Annotated in this window: 14 protein-coding genes and 1 tRNA gene; 9 read left to right on the forward strand and 6 right to left on the reverse strand. The window is 65.1% G+C overall.

Translation table 11 applies throughout. The features are described 5' to 3' along the window. Positions 1 to 22 precede the first annotated feature (22 nt). Entirely contained in the window at positions 23 to 919 is an 897-nt protein-coding gene (locus tag ABD693_RS12215) for an alpha/beta fold hydrolase (RefSeq protein WP_344697347.1), read from the forward strand. A gap of 14 nt (positions 920 to 933) precedes the next feature. After that, positions 934 to 1,010, forward strand: a tRNA-Arg gene (locus ABD693_RS12220). Between the two features lie 120 nt (positions 1,011 to 1,130). Here the strand turns inward: ABD693_RS12220 and ABD693_RS12225 are convergent. After that, a complete protein-coding gene (locus tag ABD693_RS12225) occupies positions 1,131 to 1,724 on the reverse strand; it encodes a helix-turn-helix domain-containing protein (protein WP_344697348.1) in 594 nt (197 codons plus the stop codon). Positions 1,725 to 1,787: 63 nt separating this feature from the next. On the opposite strand from ABD693_RS12225, the gene ABD693_RS12230 reads away from it, so the two are divergent. The 5 genes from ABD693_RS12230 (at position 1,788) to ABD693_RS12250 (ending at position 7,736) form a co-directional block, all read left to right on the forward strand. Continuing rightward, positions 1,788 to 3,044, forward strand: a complete 1,257-nt coding sequence (locus ABD693_RS12230) for a S41 family peptidase (protein WP_344697349.1) — start codon at positions 1,788 to 1,790, stop codon at positions 3,042 to 3,044. Between the two features lie 818 nt (positions 3,045 to 3,862). Beyond that, positions 3,863 to 5,293 carry a TadE/TadG family type IV pilus assembly protein gene (locus tag ABD693_RS12235; protein WP_344697350.1) on the forward strand — a complete coding sequence of 477 codons (1,431 nt, stop codon included), beginning with the start codon at positions 3,863 to 3,865 and terminating at the stop codon, positions 5,291 to 5,293. After that, the gene (locus ABD693_RS12240; protein WP_344697352.1) at positions 5,290 to 5,889 is read left to right on the forward strand and encodes a TadE/TadG family type IV pilus assembly protein; all 600 of its coding nucleotides are present in this window, start codon (positions 5,290 to 5,292) and stop codon (positions 5,887 to 5,889) included. Before ABD693_RS12235 ends, ABD693_RS12240 begins: the two co-directional genes overlap by 4 nt. Beyond that, on the forward strand, positions 5,883 to 6,509 hold the full coding sequence (locus ABD693_RS12245) for a TadE/TadG family type IV pilus assembly protein (protein WP_344697354.1): 627 nt from the start codon (positions 5,883 to 5,885) through the stop codon (positions 6,507 to 6,509). Before ABD693_RS12240 ends, ABD693_RS12245 begins: the two co-directional genes overlap by 7 nt. 504 nt (positions 6,510 to 7,013) lie before the next feature. Beyond that, positions 7,014 to 7,736 carry a hypothetical protein gene (locus ABD693_RS12250; protein WP_344697355.1) on the forward strand — a complete coding sequence of 241 codons (723 nt, stop codon included), beginning with the start codon at positions 7,014 to 7,016 and terminating at the stop codon, positions 7,734 to 7,736. A 365-nt stretch (positions 7,737 to 8,101) separates the two neighbouring features. Here the strand turns inward: ABD693_RS12250 and ABD693_RS12255 are convergent, their stop codons facing one another. Further along, positions 8,102 to 9,424 carry a hypothetical protein gene (locus tag ABD693_RS12255; protein WP_344697356.1) on the reverse strand — a complete coding sequence of 441 codons (1,323 nt, stop codon included), beginning with the start codon at positions 9,422 to 9,424 and terminating at the stop codon, positions 8,102 to 8,104. A 65-nt stretch (positions 9,425 to 9,489) separates the two neighbouring features. Then, on the reverse strand, positions 9,490 to 10,725 hold the full coding sequence (locus ABD693_RS12260) for a hypothetical protein (protein ID WP_344697357.1): 1,236 nt from the start codon (positions 10,723 to 10,725) through the stop codon (positions 9,490 to 9,492). 513 nt (positions 10,726 to 11,238) lie between these two features. Between ABD693_RS12260 and ABD693_RS12265 the strand changes: the two genes are divergently transcribed. Continuing rightward, the gene (locus ABD693_RS12265; RefSeq protein ID WP_344697358.1) at positions 11,239 to 12,258 is read left to right on the forward strand and encodes a helix-turn-helix domain-containing protein; all 1,020 of its coding nucleotides are present in this window, start codon (positions 11,239 to 11,241) and stop codon (positions 12,256 to 12,258) included. A gap of 172 nt (positions 12,259 to 12,430) precedes the next feature. Next, complete coding sequence (locus ABD693_RS12270; protein WP_344697359.1) at positions 12,431 to 15,919, forward strand: hypothetical protein; 3,489 nt, start codon at positions 12,431 to 12,433, stop codon at positions 15,917 to 15,919. A gap of 143 nt (positions 15,920 to 16,062) precedes the next feature. On the opposite strand, the gene ABD693_RS12275 is transcribed toward ABD693_RS12270, so the two are convergent. Genes ABD693_RS12275 through ABD693_RS12285 form a run of 3 tightly spaced genes read right to left on the reverse strand, consistent with a single transcriptional unit; the run spans position 16,063 to position 21,513 of the window. Beyond that, a complete protein-coding gene (locus ABD693_RS12275) occupies positions 16,063 to 16,974 on the reverse strand; it encodes an SGNH/GDSL hydrolase family protein (RefSeq protein WP_344697360.1) in 912 nt (303 codons plus the stop codon). 2 nt (positions 16,975 to 16,976) lie between these two features. Then, entirely contained in the window at positions 16,977 to 20,123 is a 3,147-nt protein-coding gene (locus ABD693_RS12280) for a TonB-dependent receptor domain-containing protein (RefSeq protein ID WP_344697361.1), read from the reverse strand. Positions 20,124 to 20,139: 16 nt separating this feature from the next. After that, positions 20,140 to 21,513, reverse strand: coding sequence for a dicarboxylate/amino acid:cation symporter (locus ABD693_RS12285; RefSeq protein ID WP_344697629.1), 1,374 nt, complete (start codon positions 21,511 to 21,513; stop codon positions 20,140 to 20,142). Between the last annotated feature and the right edge of the window lie 41 nt (positions 21,514 to 21,554).

The raw sequence follows: 21,554 nt of genomic DNA on the forward strand, positions 1-21,554 counted from the left end.
GGCGGCGAAGGCGCTCGAGGGCTTGCGCCGCTACCAGTCGGCCGAACCGGCGTCGCCTCCACCCGAGCGTCCGGTCGTCGCCGACGTCGCCGGCACCATGCTGCGCGACTGCGGCGGATCGGGACCGACGGTGGTGCTGGTCCCTTCGCTGATCAATCCGCCGACGATTCTCGACCTCGAATCCTCGCGATCGCTCGCGCAAGCGCTGACCGGGGGAAATAGCGTGCTGCTGCTCGATTGGGGCGCGGCGCGGGCGCGGGCCGGGCTCGACCTGACCGGGCACGTCGAGGAACGGCTGCGACCGCTGCTCGGCGCGGTCGGGCCGGCGGTGCTGGTCGGCTATTGTCTCGGCGGGACGCTCGCGCTGGCGGCGGCGGCGCGCGAGCCGGCGGTGCGGGCGGTCGCGACGCTCGCCTCGCCGTGGCGCTTCGAGGTCTATCCGGCGAGCGCCCGGCAAGCCCTGACCGAGCTCTGGCGCTCCAGCCGCCCGGTCGCCGAGCGACTGGGGTTCCTGCCGATGGAGGTGCTTCAGGCGGCCTTCTGGCAGATCGATCCCGAGCGGATCGTGGCCAAGTTCGCGCATTTCGCCGACCTCGCGTCCGGAAGTCCCGAGGCGCGGGCCTTTGTCGGCATCGAGGATTGGGCCAATGCCGGCGAGCCGCTCCCCCTCCCGGCCGCGGCGCAGATGGTCGAGCAGTTGTTCGGTGCCGGCGCCGAGGGCCTCGGCCCCCTCCCCGACTGCGCGATGCTGCACGTGACCGCCAGCGACGACCGCATCGTGCCGGCCGCGACCGCCGCGCCCGGGCCCAGCATCGCCGCGCAGGCGGGTCATGTCGGGATGGTCGTCGGGCGCCGCGCGGGCGACTTGTTGCACCGCCCGTTGCGGACATGGCTTGAAGGCCTCGCCCCGCGCGGCTAGGGCGACAGCACCAGGCACCCGTAGCTCAGCTGGATAGAGCGCTGCCCTCCGAAGGCAGAGGCCACAGGTTCGAATCCTGTCGGGTGCGCCACTCCTGTATTGAAGTAAGAACGCCATCACGCGCGCCGGCGCTAAGGAATACGGCGTGTTCGAGCGCACGCTTGTTTCCTCGAACGAGGACTGTCTCGGAGGAGACAATCGCCTAGACACTCTAGCTTTCTCCTTGGCGCCTTTTCCCCTTGGGATCGATCGGAGACATCATGAAGGCGACGCTGACGAGCCGATCACGCCCAGCGGATCTTGGCTGACTGGTAAGTTCGCTCAACCGCAGTAAAAGCGCGTTCACTTCCTGAATGTCTTGCGGTGCCAGCCAGCCCTTATTTCGTGATGCCCAAAGCTCGCGTCTGGTGCCCGCGACCACGGCGCTGCCGCTTTCAACAGCCGTCTCGAAGTCGCGGCCGGCCACATGCAACAACCCCTTCACGAACTCCTTCAAAGCAGCACCGTTTCCGTCCGGGCTCAGGTCGTAGACCAGCCGAAGAGGAGTTTTGCCTTCCCCGACAAGCGCAAAAAGCCGTCCTCCGTCCCGCCTGATTTCCCTGATCAATCCGCCTTGGGCCAATGATCGCAGGTGATAATAAAGACCATCTGCGGGGCGGCCGAGGTGTTCGGCCAAGCTCGATACATCAGCCTCTCCCCCGAGCGCGGCAAGCGTGTCGACGATCTCCTGTCTTACCGGCGAGCTCAACAGCCGAATTTGGACGCGGTCCCTGATCAAGCGCGGATTGTGATCACTCACGAGCATGGACACCTGTTGAAATATGTATCACCTATTTCAACATTCGCTGCTTTTGAAGGGTGACTGGCATTGGAGTGGCTTTTCTCTACCTCTTTGTTCCTGTCACTCATCAGCCTCTCGGCGGACGGCGGCTCTCCGGGAATGACCGACCCCTCGGCGCTTCGAGCCGACCTTAGGTTCGCGCTGGAGACGATCGAGCGTCAGCACCCGGACCTGACGCATTCCGTGAAGACGTCCGAGCTAGAACGACAAGCGTTAAGGATCGATCGCCAGCTCGACCATCCCATGGGGCAAGCGGAAGCCTGGGCGAACTTGGCTGAGCTTAATCCTCTGCTGGCGGATGGCCACTTGTTCATTGGGCTGCCGGACTGGCGGGCACGGAGCGAAGAAAAAGTTGGATCGGGCGTCGGGCTGTTTCCCTTCGAGATCAACCTCGACCGCAAAGGATATCCCGTCATTACTGCGGCGCTCGGAGGCTCGGCGTCTCCGCTCGAGGGACGTCGTATTCTCCGGATCGAGGGGCGTGACGCACGCGCCGTTGCTCGATCGCTGATGGCACGGACGCACGGCGACACCCCAGCTTTCCGAAAAGCTCTTCTCGCGCAGCGATGGTGGCTATGGTTTGCGACGCTCTACGGGACACCGCAGAGCTACACGCTCGTGCTCGACAGCGGCAAGCGGCCCGTCATCGCTGATGCGGCCCATTCGCTGCCCGCCATCCTGCGTCGGGACGCCAGTTTCGAGCGACTTTTCATTTGCCAGATCAATCCGGATCGGTCGGCCAAACTGACCGTGTCTTCGTTCGTGTGGGCCGACAAGGAGCGGTTCTTCAGTTTCACCCGCGATTGCTTCTCCAGGATGAAGGCGGCGGGAAGCGATCGCCTGCTGATCGATGTCAGCCAGAATGGCGGCGGCGATGACGACATGTGGAAGGACGGTATCCTCCGCTACATCGCCACGCGGCCATACAAGCAGGGCTCAACCTACACGAAGCGCGAGAAATCAGGAGAAAAGGTAACGGGCACGATCACATCATGGACGCAGCCGGTCGAGGGGGAACCGCTACACTTTGCCGGCAAGGTTGAAGTGCTGATAGGCCCTTCGACTTACTCGTCCGCCGTGTTGTTCAGCAACGTGGTCCGGGATTACCGCTTCGGAACGCTGGTCGGAACGGGGGGAGCCGCACGAACCCGGCAGTCAGGGGGCGTGCAGAGCATCAAGCTTCCCAATACCGGTCTCGTGCTCTCCTATCCGCGCTTTGTGCTCGACCCACCGTCGGGAAGTCAGGCCCCTATGTATCTCCAGCCTGCAGCGCCGGCGCATTGATATCGCTCGACCCGCGGCATTCAGCATCCACGATCCGACGAGGCTGCGACTGCTCCTGGCCGTCAGGAGACCGTCCGGTCCTCGCGGCTGAGGATGGAAAGAGGCCATTCGTTCAGCCGCCGGCCTTATGTCGGCTTTCGACTCATTGCGGACGTTCGCGGGTCCGCTAACTTGATGCTAGATGAGAAGAGATCAGGATCGAGCAACGAGAGAATGGCGCCTCAGCGGTCGTCGCGCTGCCACCCTGCAAGATGACCTCGCCATTTCTCTTACAGGATCTAACTAACGCCGGATTGAGCGCGAGCGTGTCCGAAGTTCTCCCTCCTGACGGTCACCTCTCTGCTGAGGCCCCCCGATCGCGGAGGCGATGCTCCTGCTTAAGGAAGAAGCGCACGGCCCACACCTGCTTAGGCAGGAGCGGGCGCTTCGCGCCAAGCTTACGGCCAACATTCCACGCGGGACGGCCTACCTGACCGGGATCGTAGATTGCATGTCCCATGCTTCATCTCCTCAGGCCAACAGCGGCCGATAAGAAAAAGAGCGAATGGGCTTGTGATCGTGTTTAGCAGAACGGCCGCTTACGGCGAGAAGGAGACCGCCCCTCTCTACGGGTCGAATTGACAGAGCTGCCGCAACCACTGTCCCTCCGTCTCTCATTGGGATCATGAACGGCGTACTCTCGAGCAACTCCCGCAGGCCCCTGCTGCGTATCGGCGACGCAGAAGGTTTCGTTAAGATTTTGAAACCAGAATGGGCTTCCTGTTCTGGAGTTCGCAATGCTTGTTCCCGTGTCATTGGGGAAACTGTTCCGCCGCTTGATGCGGGACGAGGGCGGCAATGCGATGCTGCTGCTGGCCGCGGCGCTTATTCCTCTGCTCGGTCTCATCGGCTCCGGCATGGACCTGACGCGTGGCTATCTCGTCAGATCGAAGATGCAGACTGCCTGCGACGCCGGCTCGCTTGCCGCGCGGCGTTACATGGCGGGCGGGACGCTCGATGCCGCGGCCATCGCCGAAGGGCAGAAATTCTTCAATTTCAACTTCCCCGCCGGGACGATGGATGCGGCTCCGGTCGAGCTCACTTTCGCGCCCGACGCATCCGACGTGTCGACCGTGAACGTCACCGCCAAAACAACCGTGCCAACCACCATCATGGCCCTCTTCGGCACCGACAAGATGGCGGTATCGGTCGAGTGCAGCGCGGACCAGGACTACGTCAACAACGACATCATGCTCGTGCTCGACGTCACCGGATCGATGAATTGCACGGCGGGCACCGGCGACAGCTGTGCCTATGCCGCGACCGAACAGAGCACGTCGCGCCTGTCGCGCGTGCGCTCCGCGACCGCGGCGCTCTACAACAGTCTCAAGGACGCGAGGGGCGTCCGGACCCGCTACGGGTTCATGCCCTATTCGATGACTGTCAACGTTGGCAGTGACCTCCAGCAGAGTTGGATCCGCGAGCCGGCGAATTACTGGCAGAAGACGGGGAACAACTGGGCGCAAAAGTCCGTCTCGCACAACAGTCTCTGGTACAAGACAACCTGGAGCGGTTGCCTCGAGGAGCGCTCGACGATCTCGCAAGGGGGTGGCGCCAGCATCCGCATCTCGTCGGACGTCGCTCAGGGCGATATCGACCAGACGGGCGTGGCAACGTCGCTCCAATGGGCTCCTTACGACCCTGACGGCACCGTCGGCGAGACGGGCGCCTATCCGAACCTCACGACGTTCTGCCCGGCGGCGGCGCAGCGATTGTCGGAATATAACAGCCAGAACAGCTTCCAAAGCGCGGTGAATGCGAGCCTCTCGAAGGTCGGCGGCTACACCAACCATGATCTCGGCATCACGTGGGGCATGCGCTACCTCTCGTCCTCGGGCATGTTCGCGACCGACAATCCAGAGACCTATCGCCAAGTGCCTGTCGCCAAGCACATCATCTTCCTCACCGACGGCGAGATGACGGCCGACAGCAACAATTACAGCGCGTATGGCATCCCGGCGCGGGAGACTCGGATGGTCGCCACCGGCGCGCTGGTCGACCGACACAAAGCGCGGTTCCTTAATGCCTGCAACCGGGCCCGCCAGATGGGCGCGACCATCTGGGTCATCGCCATCGACGTTGGCGCCACCGCCGACATCTCGCCCTGCGCCAGCGGCAGCGACCGGTTCTTCGTCAGCAACGGCTCCGACCTCGACCAAGTTTTCCAGCGCATCGGCAAGGGAATCGGGCGACTGAGGCTGACCCAATGATCGCGACCTTCCGCCGCATGCTGTGCGACGAAGGCGGCGCGAACATCGTCGAGTTCGCGTTGCTGAGCGTGCCTCTCCTGGGGATGATCCTCGGGTTCGGGGATCTCGCCTACCAGACCTACGTCAAGGCCAACCTGCAGGCGTCGTTGAACGACATCGCTCGCACCGCTGTCGTCGAGGATCCCCGGATCGGCGGCACGGGAACGATTGAGGACCGAATCCAGGCCGCAATCAAGGATCGCATGAAGTCGCTCGTCTCGAACGGCACCTACACGTTCGACATCCAGAACTTCAAAAACTTCTCGGCGATCGACCGACCGGAATCGCTGATCACCGACAAGAACAAGAACGGCCAGTACGATGCCGGCGATTGCTGGGAAGACAGCAACCCCAACGGTCGCTTCGATACGAGCGCGGGCCGCGCCGGCCTCGGCGGAGCGGAGGATGTCGTGGTCTACAACGTCGGGCTGAGCGCGCCGCATCTCTTCCCGGTGCTCGGCTTCGTGACCTCGAACCCCAAGTACAGCGTCTCGGCGAGCGCGCTCGTCCGGACCCAACCCTACGCTAACCAGCGGCAACCGGACGTCGTATGCTGAACCTCAATCTCAGATCGTTGCGGGCCGACCAGGGCGGCGCGGCTTTTGTCGAGTTCGCGATTGCCGCGCCCCTGTTCGTGCTGATGCTGACGGGCGGCTTCGAGCTGACCAATCTCGCGCTCACCCATCTGCGCTTGAACCGCGCCGCGGAGACTCTCGCCGACAACGCCAGCCGCATTCCGACCCAGGTCGACGAGTTCGACCTCGGGCAGGTATTCGAGGGCGTCGAGCTCCAGGGGAAGTCGATCGACCTCGAGAACAAGGGCCGGATCATCCTCTCGTCGCTCGAAGACAATGGGAAGGGCGGCAGCGCCAAGGGTCAGAAAATCGCCTGGCAGCGCTGCGACGGCAAGAAGGTCAAGGAGCCGAAGTACGGACGCGAGGGCAAGGGCGCGAGCGACAATGCGCTGAAGGACGGGGTCGGGCCGCCGGGCCGGAAGGTGTCCGCGCCCGCCGGCACCGCCGTGATGTATGCCGAGGTGGTCTACGACTACGAGCCGATCCTGTGGAAGGGCATCATCCCCTCAAAGGAAATCCGCTACGAAGCCGCCTTCAACGTGCGCGAGCGTGACCAGTTGGGAATCACCAACAGCAAGGGCAAGCCGCCGAAAACTTGCTGATCTGCAGGTCGGACGCGGACGTCGGAAGCACTTCGACGCAGCTTACACGACGTCTGTTTCCAAGCATGATGTTTCTTTAGGCGGGCGAACCTGAGCCCATCTCGCGAACATCTGCTTTCAGTCGAAAGCGGACATCAGTGGGCAGCTGAATGAATGACCGCTTTCAGGCGCTCGCTCGTACGCTCTGGCCGTCCGCTATGGGCGCTGACCCGACGCACCGACGCCACATGAACAAGCGTCTGCTATCTGCCTCAGCTCACCCAGAAGCTGCCATTCCGCTTTCCACCAGTCGCCGCCATCCCTTCGGTCCCGGCTCAAGCTCGAGCCGCGTAGCTGATCCTGGCCGTGAGCGGTCCGTCTGCTTTCCGATGGACCGCAGGCAGAAGCTGCCGAACTTCGGTCTTGCGGCGCACGGGGTAATTCTCGCACTTTTGGATGAGGGAAGGCCGGGTCATATGGTGCTGAACGCGAACATGCCGATGAAGCGGCGACGAAGGAATGCTCATGGATAGCTCCGAACGGCTAGTTGAGACCTACCTCAAGGGGCTCGCCTTTAAGGAAGTGCGGTACGAGCCGGACGGCAACGTGCCGCCGGACTTCCTCTGCGACGGCCGGGTGGCGGTGGAGGTCCGCCGGCTCAACCAGAACCACGACGACGGCACGGGGCGCGGTCTGCGGGGCCTGGAGGAGGTGGCAATCCCCCTCTGGCGACGCGTCCGAGACTATCTCACCGGCCTAGGCGCTGCGCCTGCGTCGGATCAGAGTTGGTATGTGTTTTATAGATTTGGTCGCCCGCTCCCGGATTGGAAAACCATCAAGCGCGAGCTCGACGCACTGCTCGTACCTTTCATGGCACACCCCGACCCTCAGCCTTTCGAGGCGGAGCTGACCGGCGGATTTTCGATCAAAGTTTTCCGTGCCCCGACACCGAAACCCTCCTTCTTTCGACCTTCTGGCCATAGCGACGAGCAGTCGGGAGGCTGGTTGATCGCGGAGATCGAGAGCAACCTTGCGCACTGCATTGCGGAGAAGACCGGGAAGATAGCCCCTTACCGCGCACGCTATCCGGAATGGTGGCTCGTCCTTCCCGACCAGATCGGATACGGGCTCGACGACTTCGAGCAGGAGCTCTTCTTCGATCAGGCTTCGATCACGCCCGGTAGCTTCGACAAGATCGTGCTGCTCGACCCGCGCGATGTTGGACGAGTCTTTGAGGTCTGGCCTTAAGAGCGCTTTGGGACCAGCTTCGGTCTTCAGCCCCGAATCCATCCGATCGCCAGGCGTGACGATTTCGGTATCGATCTTGTCCAACTTTCGCATCTTAAGCGCCTAGGCGGCGGGTAACATCTGGACGAACGGCCGCTTATGCCACTCGAGCGCCCGATCCGTCATCCACCAACAGCTGGCCTGAGACGGTGCCGAAAGGGGTTGGGTCGCGGCTAAGGGTCGTGCAGCCTGAGCGTCCGGGAGAGGGCGTTGAGTCGAAAGGCACGACCTGGCCGAAAGCGCCTGACAGTTATCAAGAACGCTCCAACGATAAGCTGACATAGGACGCGAACAGCCTTGATAGGCTGACGGCGTGAGTTCAACCTTCACCGTCGCCAGTGGCTTCCCGGCGTTCCGTCGTCGTCGAGGAAAAGCATATGATGTCGGAGTGGCTGGCGATGCCGGCGGCCTTTGATTGGATAAGTGGCGGTGGTCTCCGAAAGCGCCGCCGACTCCATTCGCGCGGTCGTGTGCTCCGGCATCATATAGTTCCCGTAGACCCACTCGAGCGTGCTGCCACGCGGCTCAAAGTTTCGCATCTGCTCTGCATTCAATCGATGACGCAGACCCTCCACGGCATTCCCGCCCGTCGTTTCATAACCGACATGGAGAACACCGGGCCGGTCGTGCAGCTGTCCCGCCTTGTCGGCGACCAGCGACCGGAAGTGCATCGCCTTGCGCCGTGCGGCCTCCTCCGATGCGCTGATCCAGCCGATCACGCTGGCTCGAGAAACCGCCGTCGCATGAAAGGTGCGGCCGGGCGCCGGCGTCCATTCGCCCGCCATGCGATAGTCGACGGCATCCATATAGTCGCCCATCACCAACTCAATCATCCGGCTTGCACCGAAGATGATGTCGTCATAGCGAAGCAAGGCTCGCAGCGGCCTGAGATCCGCACGTTCGATTCTGCCTCCGCCGGCCGCATCTTCCCATTCGCCGGACCCGCCCAAAAGAAAGTTGGCGACCCTGTCGGCGAGGTATCGCTCGGGGAGGTTGATCAACTCGTCTTGGTAGATCGTCTCCACCCGGATCGACACTCGGGCCCGCTCGGCTTCCTCGAGCGCCAAACGAGCTAGGACGTCGCCGGCGGCGCGCTCCCGTGCCATATAGTCGGATCGGCCTGTGCGCGTGCATTCGACCGCCCAGCGGCTGCGTCCGCGACTGATATGGAGATCCGGTGTCCGGTTGGGCGGATCCTCGGGCACGAACCGGACATCGCTCCAGCCGCGCGAGCCGTAGGCGCCCGCTACCAGCAGTTCATAAAGTGCCTCGTCGGGGGTCGAACGATTATTGACCATCATGCGCGCCGCTCGCTCTTCGGCGCCTACGACGCGCTTCAACGTCGGCAGGAGCTGGCCGAGCCGGCGGAAAACGGGAGCGATCCGATACGCCTCATGCTCGACTAGGTTTGCGCGATCGGTGGCATAGGCGTTTGCCTGGAATATGTACCAGGCAATTAGATCGCGCGGATCGTAGAGTGCAGGCCTGGCGCCAGTCGGCCAAAGGTCGCGAGCGGGCTCGAACACCGCGCGGACGCGGTCCATGCGGGTGGTCCAGTCGGCGAGCGGGACGGTCGAAACGAGCCAGTTGATCGCCGCGAGCGATGTCTCGTCGCGCCAATCCTGTCCCTCCCTGGTGGCGATCCACATTGGATTTCGCGCCATGGTGGTCGTCTCGTCCTCGTTTCTGCTTCGAGCGCGTGATCGGCGCGAAACTAAATTCGCTTCAGCTGCCAATCGTACCGCATACCCTCAAACACCGTCGTTGCCACATGGTCGGGAAACAAGCGACCGGCGATCTTGCGCCGGTTATCCCAGCCGGGCTGGGTGTCCTCCATCACCATTTCGACTAAGCGACGCCCACCAGCGGTCATGTGGTCAAGGATGTCGACGATGAAGGCGTGCATCGCCAAATAGTCGTCCACAACCTCCTGCGGCCGGTACCGGTCGATTAACCTTTTCCAGTGCTGGCGCATGCGATCGCCCCCCGTCTTGTAGAGCGGGCGCTTCCCATGGAAATAGACTACTTCGAGCGCGTCCCGGACCGGATCGACATTGCCGTGGATGATGTCGTTGCGTCGGTTCACTACCGTCCAATACCGCCCGAAGACCGGATCTTCCTGTGCGAGCGGCCTAGCGAAGCCCGCGCACCGGTCGGCTATCGCGAGGAGCTTTTGATTGAGGGGGCTCCTGACGAATGCGTTGAACGCGTCCGCGTCGCTCTTCACCTCCGGCTTGATCAGCAAGGCGACGATGAGACCGATAAAGGACTCGAAAAGGACGGGCATCAGCACCGACAGCTCCGTCGGCGCGGTCGTGACGGCCTTCATCCACCCGGCATGCGACTTACGCCGCTTTTCAGCCAGCAGTGCCTGGGTGGTCAACTTATCGGCGAGTATCTTGCGCTCGATCTTCGGCAGCGCTGTGGTGATGTCGTCATAGAGTTCCGCGCAGCGATCGGCGATCGCAAGGAATTGGTTGGGGAAAATGTTCCATTTTTCGAGGCTGGCGGCGAAGCGCCCCTTGTCTTGGCCAACCCTCCCGAAATCGGCGCGCAACGCCTCGATGAAGGCGACGCATTGCTCGTCGGTAACGTTGATGTCGAAATGGACATGGACCTCCTCCGACGCTCCAACGAACTGGAGGTTCGCACCGCCCGCCTTCAGATAGTAGTCCCAGTGGAACAGGTTGTCGGAATCGTCCCGCGCCAGCATCGTCTGGAGACCGTTCGGCGCACCAAATCGGGCGTGCAGATAGGTGTAGGCGTCGAAGGGCGAGACGCTCTCCTGCAGAACGAGCCCGGCTTTGCGTCCCCGCGTTGCCGCGCGCCTCTTCCTTACCGCCCTCACGCGCCCACGCAGTTCAGCGAAATAGGCTTTTTGTTCGTCGGGCGTAAGAGACCGCCAGCTGGGCGGGTCGAGATAAGAAGCCAAGGTAGCCTTCTTCGACATCGCATCCTCCCTGAAGTCGGGATCAACACCATCGCAAAGATCCGTCGCTCGCTTCGCTGGCCGTTCTCACATACACAAGCATCCGCTTTCGGGCTCGTTCGCTGACCATTTGAATGGCCGAGATGGGCGCGAAGCGAACCCTCAGCGGCTTAGCTGAACCGAGATTTCCAAATGATCTGAATGCCCATCATATATATGCCGGGCGCGCCACTCATTCATATCGCAAGCATGCCGGGTCGCGGAGGCCCGGTCCTCTCCATCGAACGAACGCAAACGCCTCAGGAGGCGAACCCTCGGCCGACTAAGGACCCGTCCTCGGTGACGATTGGTTTGGTGTCGCGATCTGGTCGGGCCGGCCGCGCGATCCGCGCGCGTGACCCGCTTCCTGTTGCTCCATATGGTCTGATCTCGACCTTGCGCTTCGGGTCGAGCAACTTCGAAGGCGAAGCGAATCCCTGGCACTCGAAGCATAATGTCGTAATCTGACGTTTCAGCGTCCCCGGGGTCTGTAGCTTGAGCGCCCAACCGAAATTCACGCCACTTCGCTTCGACAGCGAGAATCTCGACGAAAGCGAGCAGTTCGCCGACTTCGCGGCGGCCATGGCCAATTTCGACATGTCGCGGCCCGGTGTCGGTGCGTTCGACGCGCGGGCCCTCGTGTGGCGGATCGGATCGCTTGTCGTGACCCAGTTCAACTCCGACTCCGCCGATTACGACCGTTCGAGCGAGCGCCTGGCGCGAGATCATGTCGATCATTTCTACGTTAATCTCCACATGGGTGGCCGGGTCTGGGTCACGTCCGAAGGGCGGAGGAGGATGTGCGGCCCGGGCTCGCTCGTGGTCGTCGACATGCGCCAGCCGTGTCGGCTCGAGACCAAATCGCTGCGGGCGGTCTCCATCGCCATTCCGCGCCACCGGTTCATCGAGCGGATCGGTGAGCTCGACGTTCACGGTCTCGTCGCGCATGAACGGCTTGCGCCCCTGCTCCACGCCAGCCTGCGCACGCTCTGCGCCACGCTCCCTCGCCTCGACCTGTCGCAGCAGGACGCGATCGAGCGGATGATCATGGACCTGGTGGCGGACACACTGCTCGACAGCCTGCGCGCGGCGGCGGCGCAGAAGGCCCGGGAAGAAGCGCTGGCGAGCCGGCTTCGCGACCATATCGAGCGCAACCTCGGCAACGATCTCAATGTCGCGACGATCTGCGCCGCGCTCGGTGTCTCGCGCTCGGCGCTCTACCGCATCTGCGGCGATAGCGGCGGCGTGCTCCGTCAGGTCCAGGCGCGCCGCTTGCAGCGAATCCACCGGCTGCTTCGCAATCCCGACGAGACCCGCGCGATCTCCGAACTCGCACGAATGACGGGGTTCATCGACAAGTCGCATTTCACGCGAGCTTTCAAGAAGGCCTACGGGTTGAGCCCCGGGGCGTTTCGCGACCATTGGGCGAAACCCAGAACCATCGCGGACCCGGCAACCGCCTCGAAGGACGACGCGCCGCACCTGTTCCGGACATGGCTTCGCGCGCTCAACTGAGGCTCCTCCCGGGCCGCGTGGAGACGCGCGGACCACGCCATCGGAACGCTTGACCAATCGACGTCGGAACCGGCCGCCTCGTACAAATCGAGCCCGAACCCCGGCGCCTGGCCGGGCGCGATTGCCGGCCGTGACGATGACGGCTGCCGGTCGCAGAAGTGGAGCGCGCGTCATGAACATGAAGACAAAATTGGTCGCCACGGCCTCGGCAACCGCGCTCGCGGTCCTGTGGAGCGCACCCGCCTCGGCCCAAGCCACCAATGTCGTCTGCGAGCCCGGCGCCGGAGCGGCGTTCGGGCCGGGATCCACGGCCTGCGGCGACCAGGCTTCGGCGGTCGGGGTACAGAGCAGCGCCGTCGGCTTCCAGGCGCAAGCGGTGTCGGATCTGTCGACGGCGATCGGCGCCGTCGCGACCGCCAGCGGCCTGGGCGCGACCGCGCTCGGGTCCGGCGCGGCCGCCAATGCGATCGGCTCGGTAGCCCTCGGCCAGGGGTCGGTCGCGGCGTCCCCAAACTCGGTGTCGGTCGGAAGCAATTCGCTCAAGCGCACGATCACCAACGTTGCGACCGGCATCGTCAGCGGCACCAGCAGCGATGCCGTCACCGGGGCCCAGCTCTTCTCGGTCACCCAGGACATCGCGGCCATCAACGCCCAGGTCGACGCCCTCCCCATCGATGCCAACAACAGCTCGGCCCTCGCGGCGCCTGCGGCGACCGGCACCGACTCGCTCGCGGTCGGATACGGCGCCGCCAGCGGCGGCAATAATGGGACGGCGGTCGGGACCGGCGCGTCGGCGGCCGGGATCGGGTCAACCGCCCTCGGCAACGGAAGCCTGTCCGAAGGCAATGCATCGGTCGCGGTCGGCGCATCGAGCTATGCGTCGGCCGGCGGTGCGGCCTTCGGCGTCAACAGCAACGCATCCACCCAAAGCAGCACCGCGCTTGGGTACGGGAGCGTTGCGACCGCGACCAATTCGGTGGCGATCGGCGCCGGCTCCCAGGCGACCCAGGCCTACACCGTCTCGGTCGGTCGCGTGGGATCGGAGCGTCGGATCGTCAATCTCGCGGCCGGGACGTCAGCCACCGACGCCGTCAACAAGGGACAACTCGACCTCGCCATCGGCGGCCTGCCTCTGGCGACCACCAATCCCTCGAATTTCGCCTTTCCGGTCGCGACGGGCCCGAGCAGCCTCGCCCTTGGCTGGGGATCCAGCGCCAGTGGCGGCGTCAGCACTGCGCTCGGCACCACGGCGACCGCGAGCGGAGCTTATTCATTGGCAACGGGCGCGAACAGCCAGTCCAGCGGGCGCGAAGCCGTCGCGTCGGGCTTCCAGGCTTTCGCTTATTCCGACTTCACCGTGGCGATCGGGGGCCACGCCTTTGCCAACAACGTCGGCAGCATGGCGCTGGGCCAGAATGCCCGCGCCGATGCGGACGGGTCCGTGGCCCTCGGGATGAACTCGGTCGCGAACCAGGCCAATACGGTGTCGGTCGGGACCGCGCAGGCGGGCCGGCGGATCGTCAACGTCGCGGCGGGCACCGGAGCGACCGACGCGGTCAATCTCGGCCAGCTCAACGCCGCGATCAGCGCAGTCAATGCCGGGACGGGCCTGATCGCCGGCAACAACGCCAGCAACCTTCCGGCGGCTGCGGCGACCGGGGCGGATGCCGTCGCCCTCGGCTATGCCGCAAGCGCAAGCGGCCAGAACAGTGTCGCGGTCGGAACGCAGGCCTCGAGCACCGCCGACGGCAGCGTCGCGCTCGGCCAATTGTCGCTCGCCGACGAGGCCAATACGGTGTCGGTCGGGCGGCAAGGCGCCGAGCGGCGGATCGTCAATATCGCGGACGGGCGGATCGCCAGCGGGTCGCACGACGCCGTCACCGGCGGCCAGGCCTATGCGACCAGCCGTCGGATCGCCGACATCTTCGGCGGCGGCGCCGGCCTGGACAGCGCCGGCCAGCTCGTGGCGCCGACCTTCGTCATCCAGGGGGGCAATTACACGACGGTCGGGGGCGCGTTCACCGCCCTCGACGCGAAGGTCAGCAACAACGCCGCCGGCATTGCCGCGCTGCAGGGGCAGATTGCGAGCGGCACGGTCGGTCTCGTCCAACAGGATAGCGCCACCGGACCGATCACCGTCGGCGCCTCCAGCGGCGGGACGTCGGTCAATTTCGCGGGGACCGACGGTCCCCGCACCCTCGGCGGCGTCGCAGCGGGCGCCGTTACCGCTGGCAGTAGCGAGGCGGTCACTGGCGCCCAGCTTTATGCCACCAACCAGAATGTGGCCGCGGCGCAAACCGCCGCCGCGGGGGCGCAGGCGACGGCCAATACGGCGCTTGCGGACGCCGCGTCCGCGCAGGGCACGGCAAGCCAGGCGCTGGTGAACGCGGCCGCGGCGCAAGGCACCGCCGACACGGCCCGCAGCGAAGCCGCGGCCGCGCAAAGCACCGCCACCTCCGCCGTCGCCAGCGCGGCGGCGGCCCAGAGCACCGCCAACCTAGCATTCGCCAATGCCGCCGCGGCGCAGACCACGGCCGATTCCGCCCGCGCCGAAGCTGTGACCGCCCGGGCCGAGGCCGCCACGGCGCAGGCGCGTGCCGACGACGCCTATTCGCTTGCCAATCAGGCTCTCGCGGCAGGCGGCGAGAACCAGCGCACCGCCGAGCTGGCGCTGGCCAATGCCGCCAACGCGCAGTCGGCGGCCCAGGCCGCGCAGACTCGCGCGGACACGGCGCAGCAGGCGGCCGATGCCGCGCAGGCCGGGGCAGATCTGGCCCGGTTGGTCGCCAACAATGCGCTCGGAACGGCGCAAGCGGCGCAGACCTCGGCCGACCGCGCCCTCCAGCGAACCGAATATATCGCAGTGAACGCGAGCGGCGCCCGGCCGACCGCAACCGGCACGAATGCCATCGCCATGGGCTCCGGCGCGACCGCGAGCGGCAATAACAGCGTCGCGCTCGGAACGATGGCGCTCGCCGAAAACGGGGCAGCCGTCGCGATCGGTGCCGGTAACCATGCTTCGGGCGCGGGCGCGGTTGCGATCGGTGATCCCAATGTCGCGACCGGGCGCGGGGCGGTGGCGATCGGCGCCGACAATCAGGCGACCGGTCTCGCCGCGGTCGCGATCGGCGCGGATAGCGTCGCCAACGGCCAGTCCTCTGTCGCCATCGGACTCAATGCCCGTGCCAACGGCGCCGGAAGCGTTGCGATCGGCGACAATGCGCAGGCAGGCCGTGCCGGCCAGATCGCGCTCGGCAGCGGCTCGTCCACTTACACGCTGTCGGGGATCGGCTCGGCGTCCAGCCTCGCCGCGCAGTCGGGATCGGTCAGCTACGTCACGTCCGACCGGAACGGGAACCTCGCGCTCTCAGGCTTCGGTCCCGGCGACCTCGTCGCGCTCGACACGCAGATGCGCCGCGATCGCGACGATGCCCGGTCCGGCATCGCCGCCGCCGCCGCCCTCGGCTACGCGCCGATGCCCTCGGCGCCTGGTCGCACAAGCTACGTCATGAACGGGACCATGTTCCGCGGTCGCGAAGCGCTTGGCGGCTCATTCGCGCACCGGTTCAACACCGAAACTCCTTTCGCGGTCACCGGCGGCTTTGCCTATGGCGGCAACAAGAACAACGTCGTGAGACTGGGTGTCGCTGGCGAGTTTTGAGCCCGTCCGCGCGATAACGATCAGGCGCACAAGAGATCGCGCCTGGTCCGCCGACCGAGCGTTCGCTACGGGTTAAAAGCGGACGTTTGGAAACGCATTTTTCGTGGATTCGTCGTCGACCCTGAAGAGCTCAATCAGGACTTCTACCGTGCCAAAGCACGGCACCTGCCGCCGCCGCGGCGGCTGGCGAGTTCTTCGCTGGCTACCTTTTGCAGCGCCGCCGCCTGCTGGTCGCTCAAGCCGAGCTCGTCAGCGGCAACCTCGTCCTTGCCTAACGTCGTCGGATCGATTCCGGTGATGGCTCCGAACACCACCAAGGCTTCGAGATAATAGCCGGCCACGCTGCCGTGATAATGGTCATAGGCCCACAAACCGAGCTGTCCGAAGGCAATGCCGTCGTAGGGATTGGGGTCGGCCACGCCGGACTCGAAAGCGCGGGTCCAGGCGGCACCGACGGGCAGCACCTGCTGAACCTGCGGAACGTCGCGGCAGACCTCCTCGCTGGCCTTTTGCAGGTCTCCCGCCATGCTCGCGATCGTGGAGCCGGACCAGCGCGAGCCCGGCTTGTAGGTGAGATCGGCGCGGCTCCAGGTCGCCATCAGATCGATCTGGACCCTGGGATTGCGCCGGGTCAGCAGCTCGGACAGCCGCCTCGTGTCCTTCAGTGTCGTCGCCGGGTCGCCGGGCTTCTCGCGATTGAGGGTGCTGAATTCCTGCAGCACGACGACATCCCAAGGCTTGTCGAACAGGCTGCGACGTTCGTCGTAATGGAAGCCGAGCGACTTGCCGCCCTGCGTCTCAAGGCTGACGACGTAGTTGAGGCCCGCCTGCTCGGTGAACGCCTTGAACAGCGCCGGCACGCCGCCGTAGCCGGCGCGGTTGAGATCCGTCACCGACGAGGCGCGCCAATTGCGTACGGCCGAGTGCGCCCCTTGCGTAAAACTGTTGCCGATGAACAGGATCGTTCGCGGCGGCGCTTCCGGTTTCGGAATTTTGGCGCCGGCCGGCGAGGCCAACAGCGCCGCCGCAACAAGAAGCACAGTCGCGAACTTCATCCTCAAAGCTCCGTCGTCAGCGAGGTGTAGATGTAGCGGCCATAGGGATTGTAGAGCGAGCCCAGATAGCCCTCGGAGGTGAGCGGCGGCTTCTCGTCGGTGATGTTCCGCGCGCCGATCCGCCAGCGGACGCTCGCCCCTTCCTTGCGTTGAAGCAGACGGGCCTCGACGTAGAGGTTGGCGGTCAGCTGCGACTTCACCCGGTACGGATTACCATTGGCGTCGACGAAGCCGGTCTCATCGACCGCGCCCGTGTAGCGAAGGAAGCTGCCGACCCGGAAGCGGCCGAGCGACCAGCTCAGCGACGCGGTTCCGCGCCACTTCGGCCGACCATTGGCTTCGATCAGGTTTTGCGTCTCGGGCAAGGGCGTTCCCGCGTTGATCAGGCCCTGCGACCGGGCTGCGACGAGTGCCTCCACCGCATCTCCCGGCGGGCGCGAGAACTTGAGTAGCCGGGAGGCATTCACCGACAGGTCGAACCGACCGAACTTCGTCCGCGGGGTGGTCCAGTAGGCGCCGAAGTCGAGCCCCTGCACTGTCTGCGGTAGGAGGTTGATGAACTGGTCCCGCACCGCCACGATCTGGCCGACCGGCGTGATGTTGGTCCCGGCAAAGGCTGCGATGTCGTCGGCATTGGCCGCCGCCCGGACCACATTGGGATTGGACGAACCTTGCAGGCGGAGGAGATAGTCGAGCGCGATCGCGGTGTCGTTGCCGAGGATCCCGACGATGCCTTTCTGTCGGATCGACCAATAGTCGACGGTAAAGGTCATCTTCCCAAGGTCGCGCGGCAGGAACCGCGGCTCGAGCACCGTTCCGATATTGTAGTTGGTGCTGGTCTCGGGCTTGAGGTCCGGATTGCCCGACACCCGCCGCGAATAGCCGACATTGTTGCCACACGCGCCGAAGCTGGAGATGCGCCCGGTGCGAAGATCGGCTTCGCAGCGGACGAAGTCCTGGGTTGTGGACAGGCGGGCATATTCGACGGCGTTCACCTGCTCGAGGTTGGGCGCCCGGAAGCCCCGCGAGTAGGAGCCCCGCAGGCGAATGCCGTCGGCGAGGTCCCATGCAGCGGCGACCTTCGGCCGGGCGACGCCGCCGAAGTCGCTGTAGTGCTCGTAACGCCCGGCAAGCTGAAGATCGACGCGCCGGAAGGCCGGGATATTCATGTCTTCCGAAACGAGCGGCACCGCGAGCTCGGCATAGGCGGCGGCGACGGTGCGCTTGCCGTAGGTGTCGGGGTTGTCGCTGACCGCGGCCGCATCGCTGATCGTGACCTCGCCCGTCACGGCATCGACGAAGGGTGACGAGCCGTCGACCGCCGCATCGCGATCATCGCGCTGGGTCTCGCGGCGAACCTCGACGCCGAGCGCCAGCCCGACATTGCCCGCGGGAAGCGCGAACAGGCGCGATCGCGAGGCGCGCAGGTCCCACATCGCCAGCGTCGTCTTGGAACGCCGCTTGAGCTGGAACCCGATCGCATCGAGGGCGACCTGGCTGCTGGGCGTGCAGTCGCCGTAGCTCGGCGTCGCGGTGCACCCGCCGTTGAACGGATTGTAAGCGTCTGGCGTGCTCAGCGCGAGGCTCTGCTGCAGTGCCGAACTGCGCACCGCGAAGGAGGAATCGGTCGCCTTGGCGTCCGAGTAGACGAAGGCGCTGTCCCAGCGGAACCCGAACGTCTCGCCCTTGATGCCGAGGAGCGCGCGGCGCTGCTCACCCGTGACGTTGACCCGCTGCGGACCGGCATCCACGAAGCGGTAATTGGTGAGTGTGACCGGCAGCCCGGCGGCCGGCACGTTGGTCAGGCCCGGAATACGGTTGGTGTTGGGCTGACCGTTAATCGTCGTCGGGCCGAACGGATTGTAATAGTTGCTGGCCGGGATCGTGATCTTGTTGAGGTTGATCACCGGTGGCTGGATGCGGGTGGTGTCCGAATAATAATAACCGAGCTCGCTGAAGAGGGTCAGCCCGTCGGTCAGTTCGTAATTACCCGACGCGAACGCATTGACCCGCTTCACCGCCGGCAAGACCGTGGTCCCGATCGCGGTGTCGTAGCGGACGTCGCGAAACGCGCCGCTGGTCGCGAGCGCGGTGTTGACCAGGCAGAGATCGGCGGTGAGCGCATAGGTGCAGCCACCGAATTGCACCGGCCGCACCGTGAAGGAGCCTGCGGCGGAGGTGAGGTTGGTCGTCCCGCGCCGCGGACGCCCGCCCGTGACCGGCACCTGCAGCGCTGGATAGACGCCGCGCGTCGCACGCGCATCGGGAGCGGTCAGGCCGGCGAAGTTCGGATCGTCGGCGAACAGCGAGCGCAGGTCGGCGGAGGCGGTGAAATCCTGGTCTTCGGCGCGGAGGGCCTCGCGCTGGGTATATTCGATCGAGACGGTGACGTTGCCGCGGCTGAAGTTCTTGCCGAACAGGCCGCCCGCCTGGAATTCGCGCAGGTGCGTGCCTTCGGCGCCGCCATATTGCGCCTCGAGGCGCAAGCCGTCGTAATTGGTCTTGAGCACCGTGTTGACCACGCCCGCGACCGCGTCGGAGCCGTAGAGCGCCGCCGCACCATCCAGCAGGACTTCGAGCCGGTTGAGGCCGAGGGTCGGGATGGCATTGCTGTTGTAGCTTAGGACCGGAACGGTGCCGGTGTCGGACAGGCCCTGGCTTGCCGGGTGCGTGACGACGCGCCGTCCGTTCAGCAGCACCAGCGTATTGCCGACGCCGAGCGAACGCAGGTTGACCGAGCCGACGTCGCCGCGCGCGGCATTGCTGGTCTGCGCATTGTTGCCGGGATTGAAGGTGACGTCGCCCATCTGCGGAATGGCGCGGATGAGCTCATCGCCGCTGACCGCGCCGATGGCGTCGAGCTTGTCCTCGTTGACCACGACGACGGGCAAGGCCTCGGTGACGCGCGCGCCGACGATGCGGGTGCCGACGACGACGATGTCCTTGGCGGGCTCCTCCCCGTCGGTTGCGGGCACCGCCGGATCCACTTGCCCTGTCGGGGTAACGACGGATTCTTCCTCCTCCTTCGGTGCCGGTGGAGCCGGCTGCGCGACCGGCGCCGGTTGCGCCGTGACGGCCACGGCTTGCGCCGCGAGCGGGCTCGACGCCGTGCCGAATACCGTAGTCAGCAGCAGAAGCTTGTAGGACATAGGTTCTCCTCCCCGTTCAATCTTGCGGTGCGACACCCAGGGCCTGGATGTCGCTTTCGATTTCCTGTCGTGCGGCCGACGTGCCGCGCGGGGCGGCACCCGCATGACCGTCGAGCGCGGCGGCGAGCTGCTCGCGGTCGAGCGCACCGTCCCAGCGCGCGACGACCACCGTGGCCACCGCATTGCCGATGAAATTGGTGAGGCTTCGGCACTCGCTCATGAAGCGGTCGATGCCGAGGATCAGCGCCATGCCGGCGACCGGGACCGAAGGCACGATCGACAAGGTGGCGGCCAGCGTGATGAAGCCCGCGCCGGTCACCCCGGCCGCGCCCTTGGAGCTAAGCATCGCCACCAGCAGCAGCGCGATCTGGTCGCCGAGCGAAAGGTCGACATTGGTCGCCTGCGCGATGAACAGCGCCGCCAGCGTCATGTAGATGTTGGTGCCGTCGAGGTTGAAGGAATAGCCGGTCGGCACGACCAGCCCGACGACGCTGCGTGAACAGCCCGCCCGCTCCATCTTGTCGATCAGCGCGGGAAGTGCCGCCTCGGACGAACTGGTGCCGAGAACCAGCAGAAGCTCGGCGCGAAGATAGCGGATGAGCTTCCACAGCGAAAAGCCGGTGAAGCGCGCGACGAGGCCGAGCACCACCACGACGAAAAGGAAGCTCGTCAGGTAGAAGGTGGCGAGGAGCTTGCCGAGGTTGGCGAGCGTCCCGATGCCGTAGGCGCCGATGGTGAAGGCGATGGCGCCGAACGCCCCGATCGGCGCGGCGCGCATCAGGATGCCGACGAGCCGGAAGACGACGAGGCTGAGCCGCTCGAGCAGGTCGGTGACGGGCCTCGCGGGCTCGCCGACCAGCGCCAGCGCGATGCCGAACAGGATGGCGACGAACAGGGTCTGGAGGATCGATCCCTCGGTCAGCGCCGAGACCATCGTCGTAGGGATGACGGCAAGCAGGAAGGCGGTGATGCTGCTCTCGTGCGCTTTCTCGGTGTAGGTCGCGATGGCGCCCTGGTCGAGGCTGGCGGGATCGATGTTCATCCCCGCGCCCGGCTGGACAACGTTGGCGACGATCAGGCCGATGATCAGCGCGAGAGTCGAGAAGAAGAGGAAGTAGGCGAAGGCCTTGCCAGCGACGCGGCCGACCGCGGCCATCTCCTTCATCCCCGCAATCCCGGTGACGAGGGTCAGGAAGATGACCGGCGCGATGATCATCTTCACGAGTTTGATGAAGCCGTCGCCGAGTGGTTTCAGCGCTTCGCCCGTCTCGGGCCAGTAATGGCCGACGATCACGCCGAGCGCGATCGCAACCAGCACCTGGAAATAGAGGTGCCGATAGAATGGCCGATGCTCCGCCGCTGCCGGCGATGGCTCCGCGATGGTAACGATGATGTCCTCCTCGAGGCGGACGCGGAATACTTGTCAGCGGC

It is taken from the genome of Sphingomonas rosea (assembly GCF_039538065.1).
GTDB classification, from domain to species: Bacteria; Pseudomonadota; Alphaproteobacteria; order Sphingomonadales; family Sphingomonadaceae; genus Sphingomicrobium; species Sphingomicrobium rosea.